The organism is Coriobacteriia bacterium (assembly GCA_018368455.1).
Classification (GTDB): domain Bacteria; phylum Actinomycetota; class Coriobacteriia; order Coriobacteriales; family UMGS124; genus JAGZEG01.
Window position 1 is genome coordinate 119,337 of sequence record JAGZEG010000005.1, and the last position, 15,725, is coordinate 135,061.

At 68.7% G+C, this 15,725-nt stretch carries 14 protein-coding genes; 13 read left to right on the forward strand and 1 reads right to left on the reverse strand.

Annotation, left to right across the window (positions count from 1 at the left end):
* Positions 1-21: 21 nt before the first annotated feature.
* Entirely contained in the window at positions 22-306 is a 285-nt protein-coding gene (locus KHZ24_04525) for a hypothetical protein (protein MBS5450462.1), read from the reverse strand.
* A 335-nt stretch (positions 307-641) separates the two neighbouring features.
* Here KHZ24_04525 and KHZ24_04530 point away from each other — a divergent pair, with 335 nt between their 5' ends.
* From KHZ24_04530 to tsaD, 13 genes are all read left to right on the forward strand, one after another.
* A complete protein-coding gene (locus KHZ24_04530; protein MBS5450463.1) occupies positions 642-950 on the forward strand; it encodes a CDP-alcohol phosphatidyltransferase in 309 nt (102 codons plus the stop codon).
* A gap of 531 nt (positions 951-1,481) precedes the next feature.
* Positions 1,482-1,934: a 50S ribosomal protein L13 gene (gene rplM / locus KHZ24_04535; protein ID MBS5450464.1), complete on the forward strand. Its 453-nt coding sequence runs from the start codon at positions 1,482-1,484 to the stop codon at positions 1,932-1,934.
* Positions 1,935-1,937: 3 nt separating this feature from the next.
* On the forward strand, positions 1,938-2,336 hold the full coding sequence (rpsI, locus tag KHZ24_04540) for a 30S ribosomal protein S9 (protein MBS5450465.1): 399 nt from the start codon (positions 1,938-1,940) through the stop codon (positions 2,334-2,336).
* Between the two features lie 241 nt (positions 2,337-2,577).
* On the forward strand, positions 2,578-3,912 hold the full coding sequence (locus tag KHZ24_04545; protein MBS5450466.1) for a phosphoglucosamine mutase: 1,335 nt from the start codon (positions 2,578-2,580) through the stop codon (positions 3,910-3,912).
* A 236-nt stretch (positions 3,913-4,148) separates the two neighbouring features.
* The gene (gene glmS, locus KHZ24_04550) at positions 4,149-5,978 is read left to right on the forward strand and encodes a glutamine--fructose-6-phosphate transaminase (isomerizing) (GenBank protein ID MBS5450467.1); all 1,830 of its coding nucleotides are present in this window, start codon (positions 4,149-4,151) and stop codon (positions 5,976-5,978) included.
* Between the two features lie 172 nt (positions 5,979-6,150).
* Positions 6,151-6,702 carry a holo-ACP synthase gene (acpS, locus tag KHZ24_04555; GenBank protein MBS5450468.1) on the forward strand — a complete coding sequence of 184 codons (552 nt, stop codon included), beginning with the start codon at positions 6,151-6,153 and terminating at the stop codon, positions 6,700-6,702.
* 18 nt (positions 6,703-6,720) lie between these two features.
* Positions 6,721-9,639: an NAD(P)H-hydrate dehydratase gene (locus tag KHZ24_04560; protein MBS5450469.1), complete on the forward strand. Its 2,919-nt coding sequence runs from the start codon at positions 6,721-6,723 to the stop codon at positions 9,637-9,639.
* Between the two features lie 234 nt (positions 9,640-9,873).
* The gene (gene alr, locus KHZ24_04565; protein ID MBS5450470.1) at positions 9,874-11,061 is read left to right on the forward strand and encodes an alanine racemase; all 1,188 of its coding nucleotides are present in this window, start codon (positions 9,874-9,876) and stop codon (positions 11,059-11,061) included.
* A 44-nt stretch (positions 11,062-11,105) separates the two neighbouring features.
* Positions 11,106-11,768, forward strand: coding sequence for a uracil-DNA glycosylase (locus KHZ24_04570; GenBank protein ID MBS5450471.1), 663 nt, complete (start codon positions 11,106-11,108; stop codon positions 11,766-11,768).
* A gap of 59 nt (positions 11,769-11,827) precedes the next feature.
* Positions 11,828-12,280, forward strand: coding sequence for a tRNA (adenosine(37)-N6)-threonylcarbamoyltransferase complex ATPase subunit type 1 TsaE (gene tsaE, locus KHZ24_04575; protein ID MBS5450472.1), 453 nt, complete (start codon positions 11,828-11,830; stop codon positions 12,278-12,280).
* 99 nt (positions 12,281-12,379) lie between these two features.
* Positions 12,380-12,649, forward strand: coding sequence for a type II toxin-antitoxin system RelB/DinJ family antitoxin (locus KHZ24_04580; GenBank protein MBS5450473.1), 270 nt, complete (start codon positions 12,380-12,382; stop codon positions 12,647-12,649).
* A gap of 3 nt (positions 12,650-12,652) precedes the next feature.
* The gene (locus KHZ24_04585) at positions 12,653-12,943 is read left to right on the forward strand and encodes a type II toxin-antitoxin system YafQ family toxin (protein MBS5450474.1); all 291 of its coding nucleotides are present in this window, start codon (positions 12,653-12,655) and stop codon (positions 12,941-12,943) included.
* Between the two features lie 83 nt (positions 12,944-13,026).
* The gene (gene tsaD, locus KHZ24_04590) at positions 13,027-15,687 is read left to right on the forward strand and encodes a tRNA (adenosine(37)-N6)-threonylcarbamoyltransferase complex transferase subunit TsaD (protein MBS5450475.1); all 2,661 of its coding nucleotides are present in this window, start codon (positions 13,027-13,029) and stop codon (positions 15,685-15,687) included.
* The last annotated feature ends 38 nt before the right edge of the window (positions 15,688-15,725 follow it).

Below are 15,725 nucleotides of genomic sequence, written 5' to 3' on the forward strand. Positions count from 1 at the left end.
CCCGGGCTATTAAAAATACTCCTACAGCCTATGCTGGTACGGATTGCCGGTAACCCAACCGGTGTCGTAGTTGTCGGTTGTAAAGCAAACTTTGAGATCAGCGTCGTACTGGCTGTCGACCCAGCACACGGTGGATGTGGGGCTGTCGTACTGGCTGTCGACGTAGTACCAGCGTTCGTCCCCGTTTGCGTCGCACTGATCATTGGTGACGAACGCTTTGAGGTCGGCCTGATACCGGTCGTCCGTAACAAACACCTTAATGGCGTTGCTGTCGTACTGATTGTCCGTGACCCAGATGCGTGCCATTCTCAGCCTCCTCTGTGGGCCAATACCTTAGAAAAGCGAAGCAAGAACTGAGTTTGAGTTTAGCCGTATGCAAGGAAGGCCAAATAGTCGGGGGGGGGGTTAATTATTACATTAATATCGTTGTTCACGCATGAGTGTTGACCAGGCGAGTGCTCTTCCTTCCTGGGAGTAATTTGAGGCAGGCTTGCATCGAGGACCACCCCTTCCGTATCGCATCAATTTTTACGTTGACCCTTCACATCGTCTCCAAATGCGTCATGATAGGGGCACGATGTTTCGCGAGGCTCTTCCCGGGCTCTGGGCAGACGTCTCGCCTGGCAGAAAGGGAGCGTGCCATGGGAAAGAAGGCTCAAGATCCGATCGTGCTCGAGGGCGAGGCTCTGGCTGGCCACCTGCGTGCAGACCACGCGGTGTACATGGATTATGCGGGCGCCTCGTACTACCTCACCGACGTCAACGATCACTTCTGGCGCGTCCAGGACACGGCCGAGCTCAACGACAAGGGCCACTTCGTTGACGCGTCCGAGCCCGTCGCCACGCTGGCGGAGTTCCTCGACATGCCGTTGCCGGTCCTCGGCGACAAGTCCATCGCCGATGTCCAGGCCGACGCGACGTTCTACGCTTCCGAGAAGCCCGAAGCGTAGCCTGTCCTGACTGCTGCTCTGTTCTTTGGCGCGCGGTGCCGCCCAAACGGGTGGCGCCGCGCGTTTTTTGTGCGCCTGCCACTCGTAGTCTGGCATCCCGTGGGGTCTGTGGCCAAAAGTGGCATGCTTTGCGAGTCGCTATCTCGATACACGGCGCCTGATCCGAAGCGGGGTGCTCGTTCGGGCAGGTGGGAGCTGCTCGGACCGCGACCACGCAGGCTGCGGACTCGCAAAGCGGCATAGTTTTGGCCATCGGGCGGTCTTTGGGCTGGGCTATATTTCCTCGTGGCGCACTATCATCCATCCAACTGCATATTCAGCTCAAAAGAAGCAAAACTACGCATCCAAGCCAAATCCGGCGCCAGTCCCAGAGCGCTACCCACCCCCGCGTCCCGTATGGAGGTCTTTCACTTCCTGCCGACTCGAGAGATTTCTCGTTGACAGCCCTCCGGGTACGCCCCTACAATCCAAAGGTTCACTTTCGCAGAGCCCCGTGAAACCTCTGTATTGGTGACAACTGTTCGTATTGAGTTGGAGGAGTTTTACGTGAAGACCACGTACTACGCTAAGCCCGGCGAGGTTAAGCGCGAGTGGGTGCTCATCGACGCCGAGGGCAAGGTCCTTGGTCGTCTGGCTGCCCAGATCGCCTCGATCCTGCGCGGCAAGAACAAGCCTCAGTTCACGCCCCACATCGACACCGGCGACTTCGTGATCGTTGTCAACGCTGACAAGATCCGCGTCACTGGCAACAAGGCGGAGGACAAGGCCTGGTACTCCTACAGCGGTTACCCGGGCGGCCTCAAGAAGGAGACCTACCGGCAGGCCATGGAGAAGCACCCCGAGCGCATCCTCGAGCGCGCCGTCAAGGGCATGCTCCCCAAGACGACGCTCGGCCGTGCCCAGTTCACCAAGCTCAAGGTGTACGCCGGCCCGGACCATCCCCACATGGCCCAGAATCCCCGCAAGATCGACCTGGAGGCGTAACCCATGGCCAACACGAACGAAGCCATCTATTGGGGCACGGGTCGTCGCAAGAACGCCGTTGCCCGCGTGCACCTGGTGCCCGGCACCGGCAAGGTTCTCGTCAACAAGCGTGAGGCTGCCCAGTACTTCGGCCGCCAGCAGCTCGTCGACATGGCCTGCATGCCTCTGAAGGTCACCGACACCCTCGGCCACTTCGACGTCATCGCCCTGTGCGACGGCGGCGGCATCTCCGGCCAGGCCGGCGCCCTGCGCCTCGGCATTGCCCGCGCCCTGCTGAAGGCGGGCGACTATCGTCCCGAGCTCAAGAAGGCCGGCTACCTGACCCGCGACGCTCGCGTGGTCGAGCGCAAGAAGTACGGCCTCAAGAAGGCCCGCAAGCGCCCGCAGTTCTCGAAGCGCTAAGGCTTTCTCGCTCTACCTTTGTGCTATCGACGGGATCTTCGCTCTGTGCGGGGGTCCCGTCTTTTCGTTTCCGGGGTGCCTTCGCCTGGTGGCAGTCGACCCATCGAGGGCCGCCGGGCGAAGACGCCCGCCCAGTCCGGGGAAGAATGGCGGCACGCCCCCGCGGGGGCGCACAACCGTGATCGCCTGCGCGCGTCCGAACGCCGGTCACAGGACCCTCCCCGCGTCGAAGGAGGTTGCTATGCCCAACAGCCTGTTCGGAACGGACGGCGCCCGCGGCGTCGCCAACGACGACCTTACGTGCGAGCTCGCCTATCGCCTTGGCATGGGCGCCGTGTCGTGCCTGGGCCCGCACATCGTCGTGGGTCGAGACACGCGCCGCTCGGGCACGATGCTCGAGAGCGCCCTGGTCGCCGGCATCATGGCGGCCGGTGGCGAGCCTGCGTGCTGCGGCGTCATCCCTACGCCCGCCGTGGCGCTCATCACGCGCGAAGAGGGCGCGGACGGCGGCGTCGTTATCTCGGCAAGCCACAACCCGCCCGAGTACAACGGCATCAAGTTTTTCGGCCCCGACGGCATGAAGGCCACTGACGACGTCGAGGACGCCCTGGCCGCCTTCGCCGCCGACGGCTGGCGCACCCAGCAGTTCGGCACGGGCGAGCAGGTCGGCGCCCTGCGCAAGCTCAAGCTCGCGCGCGAGACGTACATCAACCACGCCATCGCGACGATCGACTGCGACCTCACGGGCCTGACGATCGCCGTGGACTGTGCGCACGGTGCCTCGTGCCGCACGACTCCGGCTGCCCTCGAGCGCCTCGGCGCGCGCGTGCACGTCATCAACACGGACTACAACGGCATGGACATCAACGTGGGCTGTGGCTCCACGCACCTGGACGCCGTGCGCGAGCTTGTCGCTAAGACGGGTGCCGACGTCGGCATCGCCCACGACGGAGACGCCGACCGCGTGCTGTTCGTGGACGCCGCCGGCGAGGAGGTCGACGGCGACAAGGTGCTCGCCATCTGCGCTCGCGACCTGTCCGAGCGCGGCGAGCTCGAGGCGGGCGAGGTCGTCTCGACCGTCATGTGCAACATGGGCCTGACGCGCGCCATGGACGAGCTCGGCGTCTCCGTGGCCCAGACGCCCGTGGGCGACCGCTTCGTGCTGCAGCGCATGCTGGCCGACGGCGCCGTCCTGGGTGGCGAGCAGTCCGGCCACATCATCTTCCTGCGCCACAACACGACGGGCGACGGCCTCGTGACGGCCCTGCAGTTGCTCGCTGTCATGAAGCGCACCGGGCGCTCTCTGGCTGACCTCGCGCGCGTCATGCGCCGCTACCCGCAGTCGCTCGTCAACGTGCGCACGCCGCGCAAGGCTGAGTGGCAGGACAACGAGTTCGTCACGCGCGCCATCGACGAGGCCAACGCGGCGCTCGCCGGCGACGGGCGCATCCTTGTGCGCGCGTCAGGCACCGAGCCGCTCGTGCGCGTCATGGTCGAGGCTGCCAGCGAGCAGATCGCCGGCGACGTGGCCGAGGGCATTGCGGCTGTCGTGCGCGAGCAGCTCGACGGCGAGTAGGTAGGCGCTTCGACGGTGCGGATGGCGTCGTAGGCAGGCCGGGCGATGGGGTGACGTTGTGAAGCCCCGCCGCCCGGCCTGCTCGTTTTTGCCGCCGATCCGGTGCGGCGCGCCCCGAAACCGCACATACACCAGCGCGGCGCTAGCATTCGTCGGATGCAGGCGTTGCGAAAGCAAACGCGGCGCTTCGCATGCAAAAGCGAGCACTCCTTCACACCCTCACTCGGGAGGCGTCTATGTGCGGCATCGTGGGATATACGGGACGCGAGCAGGCGGAGCCCATCCTGCTCAAGGGCCTGCAGTCACTTGAGTATCGCGGCTATGACTCGGCGGGCATGGCTGTCATCGACAGGGCAGGTGCGCTGCACCTCATGAAGCGCAAGGGCAAGGTGCAGATGCTGGCCGACGCCCTGGCCGAACACCCGCTCGACGGTACGTGCGGCATCGCGCACACCCGCTGGGCGACGCACGGTGTGCCTTCCGAGCGCAATGCCCACCCGTTCGCCGACTGCACCGGCACGATCTCGCTGCTGCACAACGGCATCATCGAGAACTACGCCGAGCTGCGCGCCGAGCTCGTCGCCGCGGGCCACACGTTTACGTCCGAGACAGACTCCGAGGTCGTTGTCCATCTTGTCGAGAGCCTGTACGACGGCGACCTCGCCGCTGCCCTGCGCGCCGCCTGCCAGCGCCTCGACGGAGCGTGGGCCCTCGTTGCCGTGTCCGCCCGCGAGCCGGGCGTCATCGTGGCCGCCCGCAAGGGCTCGCCGCTCGTCGTCGCCTCGACGCCCAAGGGCGCCCTGGCCGCAAGCGACCTCACGGCGCTGGCCCCCTACACGCGCGACGTCGTGGCGCTGGAGGACAACGAGTTCGCCGTGCTGCGCGCCGACGGCTCCGTCGAAGTCACCGACGCGCAGGGCCAGCGTGTGGACGTCGAGACGCTGCACATCGACTGGGACGTGTCCTCGGCCACGCTCGGCGGCTACCCCGACTTCATGATGAAGGAGATCTCCGAGCAGCCGCAGGCCCTCGAACGGCTGCTGCACGACCGCGTGCGCTCTGGTCGCGTCGAGCTGGACGAGCTCGACCTCACCGACGACGAGCTGCGCGCCATCGACCGCATCTACGTCGTCGCCTGCGGCACGAGCTACCATGCGGGCCTCGTGGCCAAGGCGCTCATCGAGAGCTGGGCGCGCGTGCCCGTCGAGGTCGACGTCGCTTCTGAGCTCATGTATCGCGACGCGCTCGTGACGCCGCACACGCTGTGCCTCGTCATCACTCAGTCGGGCGAGACGGCCGAGACGCTGCTGTGCGCCCGCCGCCTCAAGGACATGGGGGCGCGCCTGCTCGCCGTGACGAACGTGCTGGGTTCCACGGCCGCGCGTGACGCCGACGGCGTGCTCTACCTGCAGTCGGGCCCCGAGGTCTCCGTGGCCTCCACCAAGGCGTATACCTCGATGCTCGTGGCGATGGTCCTCATCGCGCTGTTCCTCGCGTCCAAGCGCGGCCGCATGGACGCCGGCGAGGTCGCCGAGCACCTGGCGACGCTCGAGCGCCTGCCTGCCGTCGTGCGCACGGCCCTCGACCGCCAGGGCTTGGCCGCCGAGGCGGCAACGGCGTTCGAAGGGGCGCACTCGGCGCTGTTCCTCGGGCGCGGCCTGAACTCCGCGAGCGCGCGAGAGGGCGCTCTCAAGCTCAAGGAGGTCAGCTACCTGCACGCCGAGGCCTATCCGGCCGGCGAGATGAAGCATGGCCCCATCGCCCTCATCGACCTGGGCTTCCCCGTGGTCGTCGTCGTGCCGCGCGACGCCCTGCGCGCCAAGACCGTCTCGAACATCGCCGAGATCAAGGCTCGCGGCGCCGTCGTCATCGCCGTGGCGACGCAGGGCGACGATGAGGTGGCGGCTCTTGCGGATCACGTGCTGTGGCTGCCCCCGCTGCCTGACTGGTGCACGCCGGTCGTCGTGGCTGTCTACCTGCAGCTCATGGCGCGCGACGTCGCGCTCGACCGCGGCTGCGACGTCGACAGGCCGCGCAACCTGGCAAAGTCCGTCACGACGGAGTAGGGGCGCGCGACCCGGCGGCGCGGGGCTGGGGCACGCGGGAGATATTGCGCGAGAGGCGGGGCTCGACGGGCGAAGGCGTCCCGGCGGGCCCCGCACGGGTATCATGGGGCGCATGAGGACGGGATGAGGCTCGCTCAAGACATCGGAGGTGACGAGCGTGGCGCGCGTGGGCATGGACATCGTCGAGACGGGTCGGATGCGCGACACGCTGTTTCGCACGTCGCGCTTCAAGTATCGCGTGTTCACCGACGCCGAGCGCGCCTGGTGCGACGCGCGCCCCGACCCGGCGAGCGCGTACGCGGGCTGCTTTGCCGCGCGCCAGGCGACGCTCAAAGCCCTGGGCTGCGGGTGGTTCGGCCAGGGCGTCCGCTTCTCCGACGTCTCGGTGAGCCACGACGCCAAGGGCCGTCCCTTCATGGTGCTCGCGGGCGCGGCGGAGCGCATCGCGCGCGGCCAGGGCATCACGGACGTGTTCGTGTCCATCGCGCACACCCGCGGGCTGGCCGTGGCGAATGCCGTTGCCGCGACGCCCGACTCGGTCCCCCGGCGCGACGAGAAGGTCGACGAGCGCGCCGTCATCGCCGAGCAGTTCAAGCAGGCGCGGGCTCTGCTCGACGAGCTCGATCGTCCCGCAGACGCAGGGACGTCCAGGGGCGGAACCTCGGGCCCCTCAGCAAGACATGCCGCGGGCGGAGTGGACGCGCCCGATACGACGGAAGGATGATGCATCGTGCAGCCAGTCATGAGCGTAGCCGACGTGCGGGAGTTCGAGCGGGCGCTCGTCGAGAAGGGGACGCCCCTCGCCGAGCTCATGCGCCGCGCCGGCGCCGTCGTCGCCGTGCAGGCGGCTCGGTTCGTGCAGCACGGCTCCGTCGTCGTGCTGTGCGGTATGGGCAACAACGGTGGTGACGGCTGGGTCGCGGCGGACAACCTCGCGCGCCACGGCTACGAGGTCAGCGTCGTCGCGCCTGCTACGCCTGCCGTCATGAAGAGCGAGCTTGCCCGCCGCATGGCCACGCGCGCGACCGACATGGGCGTGCCGGTGCACGTCGCGCCGACGCCCGAAGAGCTCGAGGAGCTGCTCCTGCCGGCCGATGTTGTCATCGACGCGTGCTTTGGCATCGGGTTCCACGGCGCGCTGCCTGAGCCCTACGAGACGTGGGTGCAGGTCGTCGACGAGATATTCGACGGCCACCTCGTATCCGTGGACGTGCCGAGCGGCATCGACGCGACGAGCGGCATGGCGGATGGCGCCCACTTCGACGCCGACGTCACCGTGACGATGTTTGCGGCCAAGCCCGGCCTCGTGAGCGGAAGGGGCCGCGCCGCGAGTGGCCGCGTTGTCGTGGCGAGCCTTACGGACGACGACGAGGGGCTGCAGGACATCTCTGACGCCGCGGCCGCCTTCGTCATGGAGGAGCGCGACTACCTCGACGTACTGCCCGAGCCCGACCCGCTGCAGGACAAGTACACGCGCGGCCGCGTCGTCGTCGTGGCGGGCTCGTCGCGCTATCCCGGCGCCGCCATCATGGCTGCGACGGCCGCCGCGCGCAGCGGTGCGGGCTACGTGACGCTTGTCGTGCCGGCCCCCGTCGTGCCCGTCGCCCAGATGCACCTGCTCTCCGTGCCCGTCATCGGCCTGCCGGCCGACCCGGAGGGTGCATTCTCCGTCGAGGCCGCCGACCGGGTCGCTGCGCTCGTGGAGCGGGCCGACGCCGTGCTGGCGGGCCCGGGCATGACGACATCGCTCGGCGCCTGCGAGGTCGTGCGCAACCTTCTGCGCACGGATCGCCCGCTCGTGCTCGACGCCGACGCGCTCAACGCCGCCGTGCGCATCTGCGCCGGCTCGGCCGCGGCGCATCCCGACGCGCTGCGCCGCGAGGCCCCGCTCGTGCTGACGCCGCACCGCCGCGAGCTGGCGCGCCTCATGGGCGGCGAGCTCGAGCGCACGCAGACGCTGGCCGGCGCTATGGAGGCGGCTCAGGACCTTGCGTGGGCCGTGGGCTCGGCCAACTTCTGCGTCATCGCGAAGGGGCCCGTCAGCGCCGTCGCGACGATCGACTCGACGCTCATCCCCCAGCCCGGCCCCGTCGCGCTGGCGACGGCCGGCACGGGCGACGTGCTTGCCGGCATGACGGCGAGCCTGCTGGCGCAGTTCTTTGCGACGATGGACGAAGAGGAGCGCGCCGAGGGCATCGACTCGTCCGACCTGCTCATGCTCATGGCGGGGGCAGATCGCGTGCACGCCGTGGCCGGCGAGCTCGCCTGCCGCGCGCACGGCTCCCGCGGCGTCATGGCACCCGACGTCGCCGACGTGGCGGGGAAGGCCATCGACGAGCTGCTGCGGCGCGCCGAGCGCGACTTCGACGAGGCATCGGACGACCCGGGAACTGTGCTCGAGGGCGACGCGACCCTCGCGGACGAGGAACCGGCGGTAAAGGCCGCAGCTCCGGAGCTGCAGGGGGCTTCCGAGGAGACACCTGCTGCTGCGAGCAAGCCCGAGGCCGAGCCCGAGCGGCAGGCCGGGGCCCCCGCCCCCACGCGACGCGAGCTGCTGGCGGCGGCCGCGCGCCGGCGCACGGAAAACGTGCTGGCCATGGAGTCGGCGCTTGTCGAGGACGTCGAGGCGGGCGATCTCGAGGAGCCGACGCCCGAGCACGAGCGCCTCGAGCGGCGTCCCAAGCCTGAGGCACAGGCGAGCGACGGGGCGCAGGCCCCGGTTGCTGGCGAGAGCGTCCCACCGGAGGATGCCGGCGCTGCCGAGGATGCCTCCGCGCAGGCTGTGACACCCGACGAGCCGGACGACTCCGACGAGAAGGCCGCTCCCGCTGCGGCCGCAGGAGACATCGCCGATGAGCCCGCTGACGTCCCGGCTCCCGAGGAGGATCCCGTCCCGGCTCCGGCGGGCGCGACGACTGTGATGGCGCCCGTCAGCGCGCAGAGCACTCCCGACGCCCCGGCTGCCCCCGACGTTCCTGCGCCCGCTGCGCCCCTGGGCGCGACTGGCGAGCTGCCCACTGCCGTGCCTGCATCGGAGACGGGCGCGCTGCCTGCCCAGGACGCCTCCTCGACTGGCCAGCTCCCGGCGCCGGCAGGCCCCGCCGAGGATGTGGCCACCGACGCGAGCGGCGTCCCGCCGTTCCTCGCGAAGATGGCGGCGTTCGTCGCCGAGGGGAGCGTCCCCAACGGCGAGACAGGCGCGTTCGAGGCGGTGGCCGCTGCCGTCGAGGCACGCGAGCCCGAGAGCGAGCCCGCCACGCCCCCGGCACCCGCGTCGACGGCCTCCCGCCTCCCGGCGTTTCTGAGCGCCGCCCTGAGCGCGCGCCCGACAGGCCGCTCTGTGGACCCGCAGGCTGCATCGGAGGCTCCGGCGACGTTTGACGCGTCCATCAGGATTGCTCCTCCGCCGATGGCCGCGCCCACCCAGGATGGGGACGCCGACGCCACAGGCGAGCGCCCCGCGTCCGGCCGGGCGCTCAAGCGCGGGCGCTCGACGGCGTCGGGCCTTCCTAAGAAGAAGCCGAACCCCGTCGAGGCGTTCCACGAGCGCGCGACGCTGCGCATCGGCGAGAAGCCGGCCATCCCACCCGACCAGCGTCCCTCGGCCGCGAGCAAGACTGCCAAGCCCAAACCCCGCCCCAAGCGCGGCAAGCGCTCGTAGGGGGTATCCCGCAGAGCTGGAGCCGGCTTCCGTGCGCGTTCGGCGGGAGCCGGCTCCAGCCTGCGCTTTTGTGGCGCAGACGCGCTAGAATGGTGCGCGCTGCACTTCGGCGGGCAGCCTGGGGCATGCCCGAGAGCGGCTGACGGGGCTGGCCCGGGACGCGCGGCCTCCGACCGGAAGCGCGCCGCACATCCGCCGCTGTACGTTCGTGATCGCCTGCAAGAAGGAGGGCTCGTGCCCGAGCAACGAGAGCTACCGAAGACGCGCTGGGCCTGGGTCGAGGTCGACCTCGAGGCCATCCGCAGTAACGTTCGTGCATACCGCAGCATCATCAAGCCGCCGACGCGCCTCATGGCCGTCGTCAAGGCCGACGCGTACGGCCATGGCGCCGTGCCCGTCGCGCAGGCGTGCCGGGCTGCCGGTGCGGACGCCTTTGCGGTTGCGACGGTCGACGAGGGCCTCCAGCTGCGCGAGGGTGGCATCGACGAGCCGGTTCTCATCCTATCCCAGCCTCCGCTTGAGTCCATTCCGCTGCTCGTTGAGCACAACGTCATGCCGTCGGTCTACGACCTCGAGTTCGCGGCGCGCCTGGGCGAGGAGGGGCGCCGGCGCGGCGTCGAGGCCAAGTACCACCTCGCCGTCGACACGGGCATGGACCGCATCGGCGTGCCGTTTGCCGAGGTGGGGGAGTTCGTGCAGGTGGCCGAGCACCTCCAGGGGCTGCGCCTCGCCGGTACGTTCACGCACTTCGCCACGGCTGACAAGACGTCGGACTGGGACTTCACGCTGCAGCTCAAGCGCTTCCGTGACGCGGTGGCGCTCATCCGCAAGATGGGCTTCAACCCCGGTACCGTCCACTGCGCCAACACGCCGGCTACGATGCTGCACCCCGAGACGCACTTCGACATGGTGCGCGTGGGCATCGGGTTGTACGGCCTGCACCCTGCGGAGACGACGGTCGGCGCGCTGCGGCTGCGCCCCGCCATGAGCGTGAAGGCGCGAGCGGTGCGCGTCGAGCGGCCTCGCGTGGGCGAGGGCGTCGGCTACGGCATGACGTATCGGGTGGCGCGGCCTTCCATCCAGATCGCGACGCTGCCGCTGGGCTATGCCGACGGCCTGTCCCGAAGGCTCTCCAACGACATGGAGGTCATCTACGGCGGGCTGCGCTGGCGCCAGGTGGGCAACATCTGCATGGACCAGTGCATGATCGAAGTCGAGCCCGAGCTGGCACTGGCGCGCGGCTACCAGGCCAAGCCCATCGAGGTGGGTGACGAGGTCACGGTTGTGGGGCGCCAGGGCGGCGAGGTCATCACGATCGACGACCTGGCGCTGCGCCTGGGCACGATCAACTACGAGGTGGCCTGCGGCTTTGGCATGCGGCTGCCCAAGGTGTACGTCAACCGCAACGGCGTGGGGCTGTAAAAGCGCCTCGTGCCACGAGATGAGCGAGTGAGGTGATGCGCGCCATGGCCATGCTGAAGATCCCGGGACACGAGCACCAGCGCGCCGGCGAGGTCACGCTCGACGAGATCCGCGCCGTGCTGGGAGACTGTCGGCTGTGCCCGCTGTGCGAGACGCGGACGAACATCGTGTTTGGCGTCGGCAACCCCCACGCGCGCGTCGTGTTCGTCGGCGAGGCGCCGGGTGCCAACGAAGACGCCCAGGGCGAGCCGTTCGTGGGCCAGGCGGGACATCTGCTCGACCGTATGCTCGCGGAGCAGACGGGCATCGCGCGCGAGGAGGTCTATATCGCCAACGTGCTCAAGTGCCGACCGCCGGGCAACCGCGACCCTCGCCCCGAGGAGGTCGAGGTGTGCTCGCCGTTCTTGCGCGAGCAGATCCGTAGCATCTGGCCCGACGTCATCATGACGATGGGCAATCCCGCCACGCGTTTCATCCTGCGCACGGAGGTCGGCATCACGCGCCTGCGCGGCAAGGTGTTCCACGAGGGCCACTTCGCTGTGTTGCCGACGTTCCACCCGGCAGCCGTGCTGCGCGACGCGAGCAAGCTGCCCGACCTCGAGAGTGACTTCCATCTGCTCGGCCAGCTGCTGCGCGGCGAGGTCGGCTTCAGCGATCCGACGGCCGGTGCTGTGCCTGCCGCTGGGACGCCGGGGGTGCGGCGATGAGCGCGGAAGGCCTGACGCGCCTGGGCGCGGGCGCGTGGCGCGTGGCGTCGCCCGATGCGATGCGCGAGCTGGGCGTGGGGCTGGGACGCGCGCTGCAGGCGGGAGATGTCGTCGTGCTGACGGGCGATCTGGGCGCCGGCAAGACGTGCTTGACGGGAGGCGTGGCGGCAGGGCTGGGCGACGGGTCCGCCGTGACGAGCCCCACGTTCACGATCATGTCCGTGCACGACGAGGGACGTATCCCGCTGTACCACTTCGACCTCTATCGACTCGAGGGACCCGAGCAGCTTGACGACGTGGGCATCTACGACGTGCTCGAGGCCGACGGCGCCTGCCTCATCGAGTGGGGCGAGGCCTACGTCAACGAGCTGGGCGACGAGCGCCTCGACGTGACGGTCATGCGCGAGCCCGTCGCTCCCGAGGGTGGTGAGCCGGCCCGCATCGTGCGCACCGCCCCCCACGGCAAGCGCGCCGAAGCCCTGCTCGCGGCGTGGGACGGGGAGACGCGCTAGGCGGTATGACGCCCGGGGCAGCCAGGTGAGTGGGCTTGCTGTTTACTGCTGTGCTACAATTAACGACGATAGTAAACAGCGAGAGGCAGGGGGTGTGTCATGACCGTTTCATATGCGTTGCGCGTCGACGAGGACGTCAAGCAGCGGGCTTCCGAAGTCTGCAAGTCCTACGGGCTCGATCTTGCGACGGCTACTCGTGCCTTTTACGCCCAGATTGCTCGAACGAAGAGCATTCCTCTGACGTTTGCCGTCGAGGAGCCCAACGAGGAGACGAAGGCTGCACTTGCGGAGGCGAAAGAATTTGCCGCCTCGGGCCGAGAGGGGTCCTACGCATCTGCAGACGAGCTGTTCGCGGCGCTGGATCTGTAGCCCATGCTGCGAATCGAGCCTTCTCGAGCATTCTGCCGCGACGCCAAAAAGCTCAAGGCGAAGCACGCCGATCTGTCCAAACTTCGTGAGGTTGTCGAGCTTATCAGTCAAAACACCACCGAGTCGCGGGCGGAGCTGCGTCGCCATCACAAGATGCACGTTCTCTCGGGTGCCTGGGAGGGCGCCAATGAGTGCCACGTGTGCAATGTGGGGGACTGGCTACTCATCTGGACTGTCGAAGGGAACACTGCCTTCCTGGCCAGAACGGGCTCGCATGACGAGCTGCTGCGATAAGCTTGCCGGCGCTCGGGTTAAGGTTTAAGCGGTTCCATTCAAGTATGAGCGCGTGTCGTTTTGGAGTCCTGAGAGTGAGCATGATGACGAAAGCTGACGAAACGCTTCCCGTTGCCAAGCGGGTTGTCCTCGCGGTGGACACGTCCACCGACATGCTGGCGTGCGCGTTGGGGCGGACGGGAGACGGCGCCTCGCTCGAGATCGTCGCTGCAGCCGATCACCTGTGCCGCCGCCAGGCCAACGTCGAGCTTGTGCCGACCGTCGACGCGCTGTTGGCTGGCGCCGGCCTGACGCGCGTTGACGTCGACGCCGTCGTGTGCGGCACGGGACCTGGCTCGTTCACGGGCGTGCGCATCGGCGTGGCGGCGGCCAAGGGTCTGGCCTGCGGCCTGTGCGTCCCGCTGTACGGGGCGTCGACGCTTGACGCCGTGGCGTGGGTCGCCTGGGACGCCGGCGTGCGCGGGCTGGTAGGCGTCGTGGGCGACGCCATGCGCAAGGAGGTCTACCCCGGGCTGTATCGGCTGGGCGACGAGGGTGTCGAGCGCCTGTTTGCCAGCGAGATCGTCTGCAAGGTGCCCGTGGCCGTCGAGGCATGGGCTGCCCGCTCCGATCGCGAGGCCATCCAGCTCACGGGCGACGGCCTCAAGAAGTACCGCGCCGCTTTCGAGGAAGCGGGCTTCGCAAACTTCGTCGACGAGAGCCTGTGGTATCCGACCGGCGAAGGCCTCCTGCGCGCGGCGGTGACCACGGCGCCGCAGCTGCTGCGTTCCCCGATGCCTCGCGTATCTCAATACGCGTCGGCATCGGGCGCCTTGCATCTGCAGCACCGTGGCACCGCCGAGGATGATTGCGAACTCGCATCCGCCTCGGCGGCTACGTGCCGAGAAGAAGACACCCCGACGGCGCCCACGGTGCAGCAGATGCAAGGCGCGGAAGAGCGCCGCGTGGTAAGCCACGCAAGCTCTCCCGCAACGCCGCAGATGCTGTGCTGTGGTGCGCCGTCGGGGGATCCGGCGCTGGTGCTCCCGATCTACACCCGCCTCTCGGACGCCGAGGAGAACGAGCGCGTGCGCCTGGGTATCGCTGAGCCGGCGAGCGTGCGCGTGACGGGCGTCGACGACGACCTCGGCGACATCCACGTGCAGCAGCGCCCCATGTCCGTCAACGACCTTGCCGCCGTCGCCGACCTCGAGGCGCGCGCGTTTGACCCGGCGAGCGGCCACAAGGCGTGGACGCAGGCCATGTTTGCCGACGAGTACGCACAGCCCAGTCGCACGTGGTGGGTCATCCATGACCAGGGCACGATCGTCGGCTTTGCCGGCGGCCTCATCGTCGACGGCAATCTCGAGGTGCTCGACGTCGCCGTCGACCCCGATCGCCGCCGCCAGGGCCTCGCGAAGCGCCTGCTGTCGCGCATCGCCTATGACGCGCAGATGCTCGGCGCGCGCACGTCGACACTCGAGGTCGCGCGCGACAACGTGGCGGCGCGGGCGCTGTACGAGCAGGTGGGTTTCGAGGTCGTCGGCGTGCGCAAGGCCTACTACGGGCGGACGGCCGACGGCACGCCCCGCGACGCGCTCACGATGAAGGCGAGCCTGCCGCTGGCTATCGACGTCGAGGCCGACGAGCCCGAGCCTCGTCCTGCCGAGCGCGTCTGGCCGCCGGTCGAGCCGGAGCGCACGGTGGAGGAGCGGCAGGCCTTGCAGGCCGCGGGCGACCTCGTCCTGGCTATCGAGAGCAGCTGCGACGAGACGGCCATCGCCATCATCGACGCTGCGGGCGAGCTGCGCGCCAACGTCGTCTCGACGCAGATCGACTTCCACGCTCGCTTCGGCGGCGTTGTGCCAGAGATCGCGAGCCGCAAGCACACGGAGGCTATCGTCGGTGTCTACGAGGAGGCCATGGCGCAGGCGGGGGCCTCGCTGGGCCTTGCGACGGGCCCGCTGCGTCCCGAGGAGCTGGCGGCCGTGGGCGTCACGCAGGGGCCGGGCCTCGTGGGTGCGCTCGTCGTGGGCGTCGCGTTCGCCAAGGGGCTTGCGTGGGCGGCCGACAAACCGCTCGTGTGCGTGAACCACCTCGAGGGGCATCTGTTTGCCAACCTGTTCGAGACGCCCGACCTCGAGCCGCCGTTCGTGGCGAGCCTGCTGTCGGGCGGGCACACGATGCTTGTGCATGTGAGGGCGTGGGGCGACTACGAGGTGCTGGGGCAAACACTCGACGACGCAGTGGGCGAGGCGTTTGACAAGGTAGCCAAGGCGCTGGGCCTGGGCTATCCTGGCGGCCCGGTCATCTCGAGGCTGGCGGCCAAGGGTAATCCGAAGGCGATTGACTTCCCCCGGGCCATGCTGCACAGCCACGACTACCGCTTCTCGCTCAGCGGGCTCAAGACGGCCGTCATCACGTACATCCAGCAGGAGAACGCGGCAGGGCGGCCCATCAACCTGCCAGACCTCGCGGCGAGCTTCCAGGCTGCCGTCATTGACGTGCAGGTGTCCAAAGCGTTGACTGCATGCAAGCAGTTTGGCGTGCGCGAGTTCTGCGCCGGGGGTGGCGTGACGGCTAACCCCGCACTGCGCGAGGCGTTCGCCCGCGAGCTCGGTAAGCGCCGCATTCGCGTGACGCTGCCCCCGCGCTCGACGTGCACGGACAACGCGGCCATGATCGCCCTGGTGGCGAAGCGCAAGCTCGAGCGCGGCGAGACGAGCCCGCTTACCGCCGACGCCGATCCGAACATGGGGCTGTAGGATGGCGGCTCCGTGTTTCACGGGGGTTTAGCTTTCCG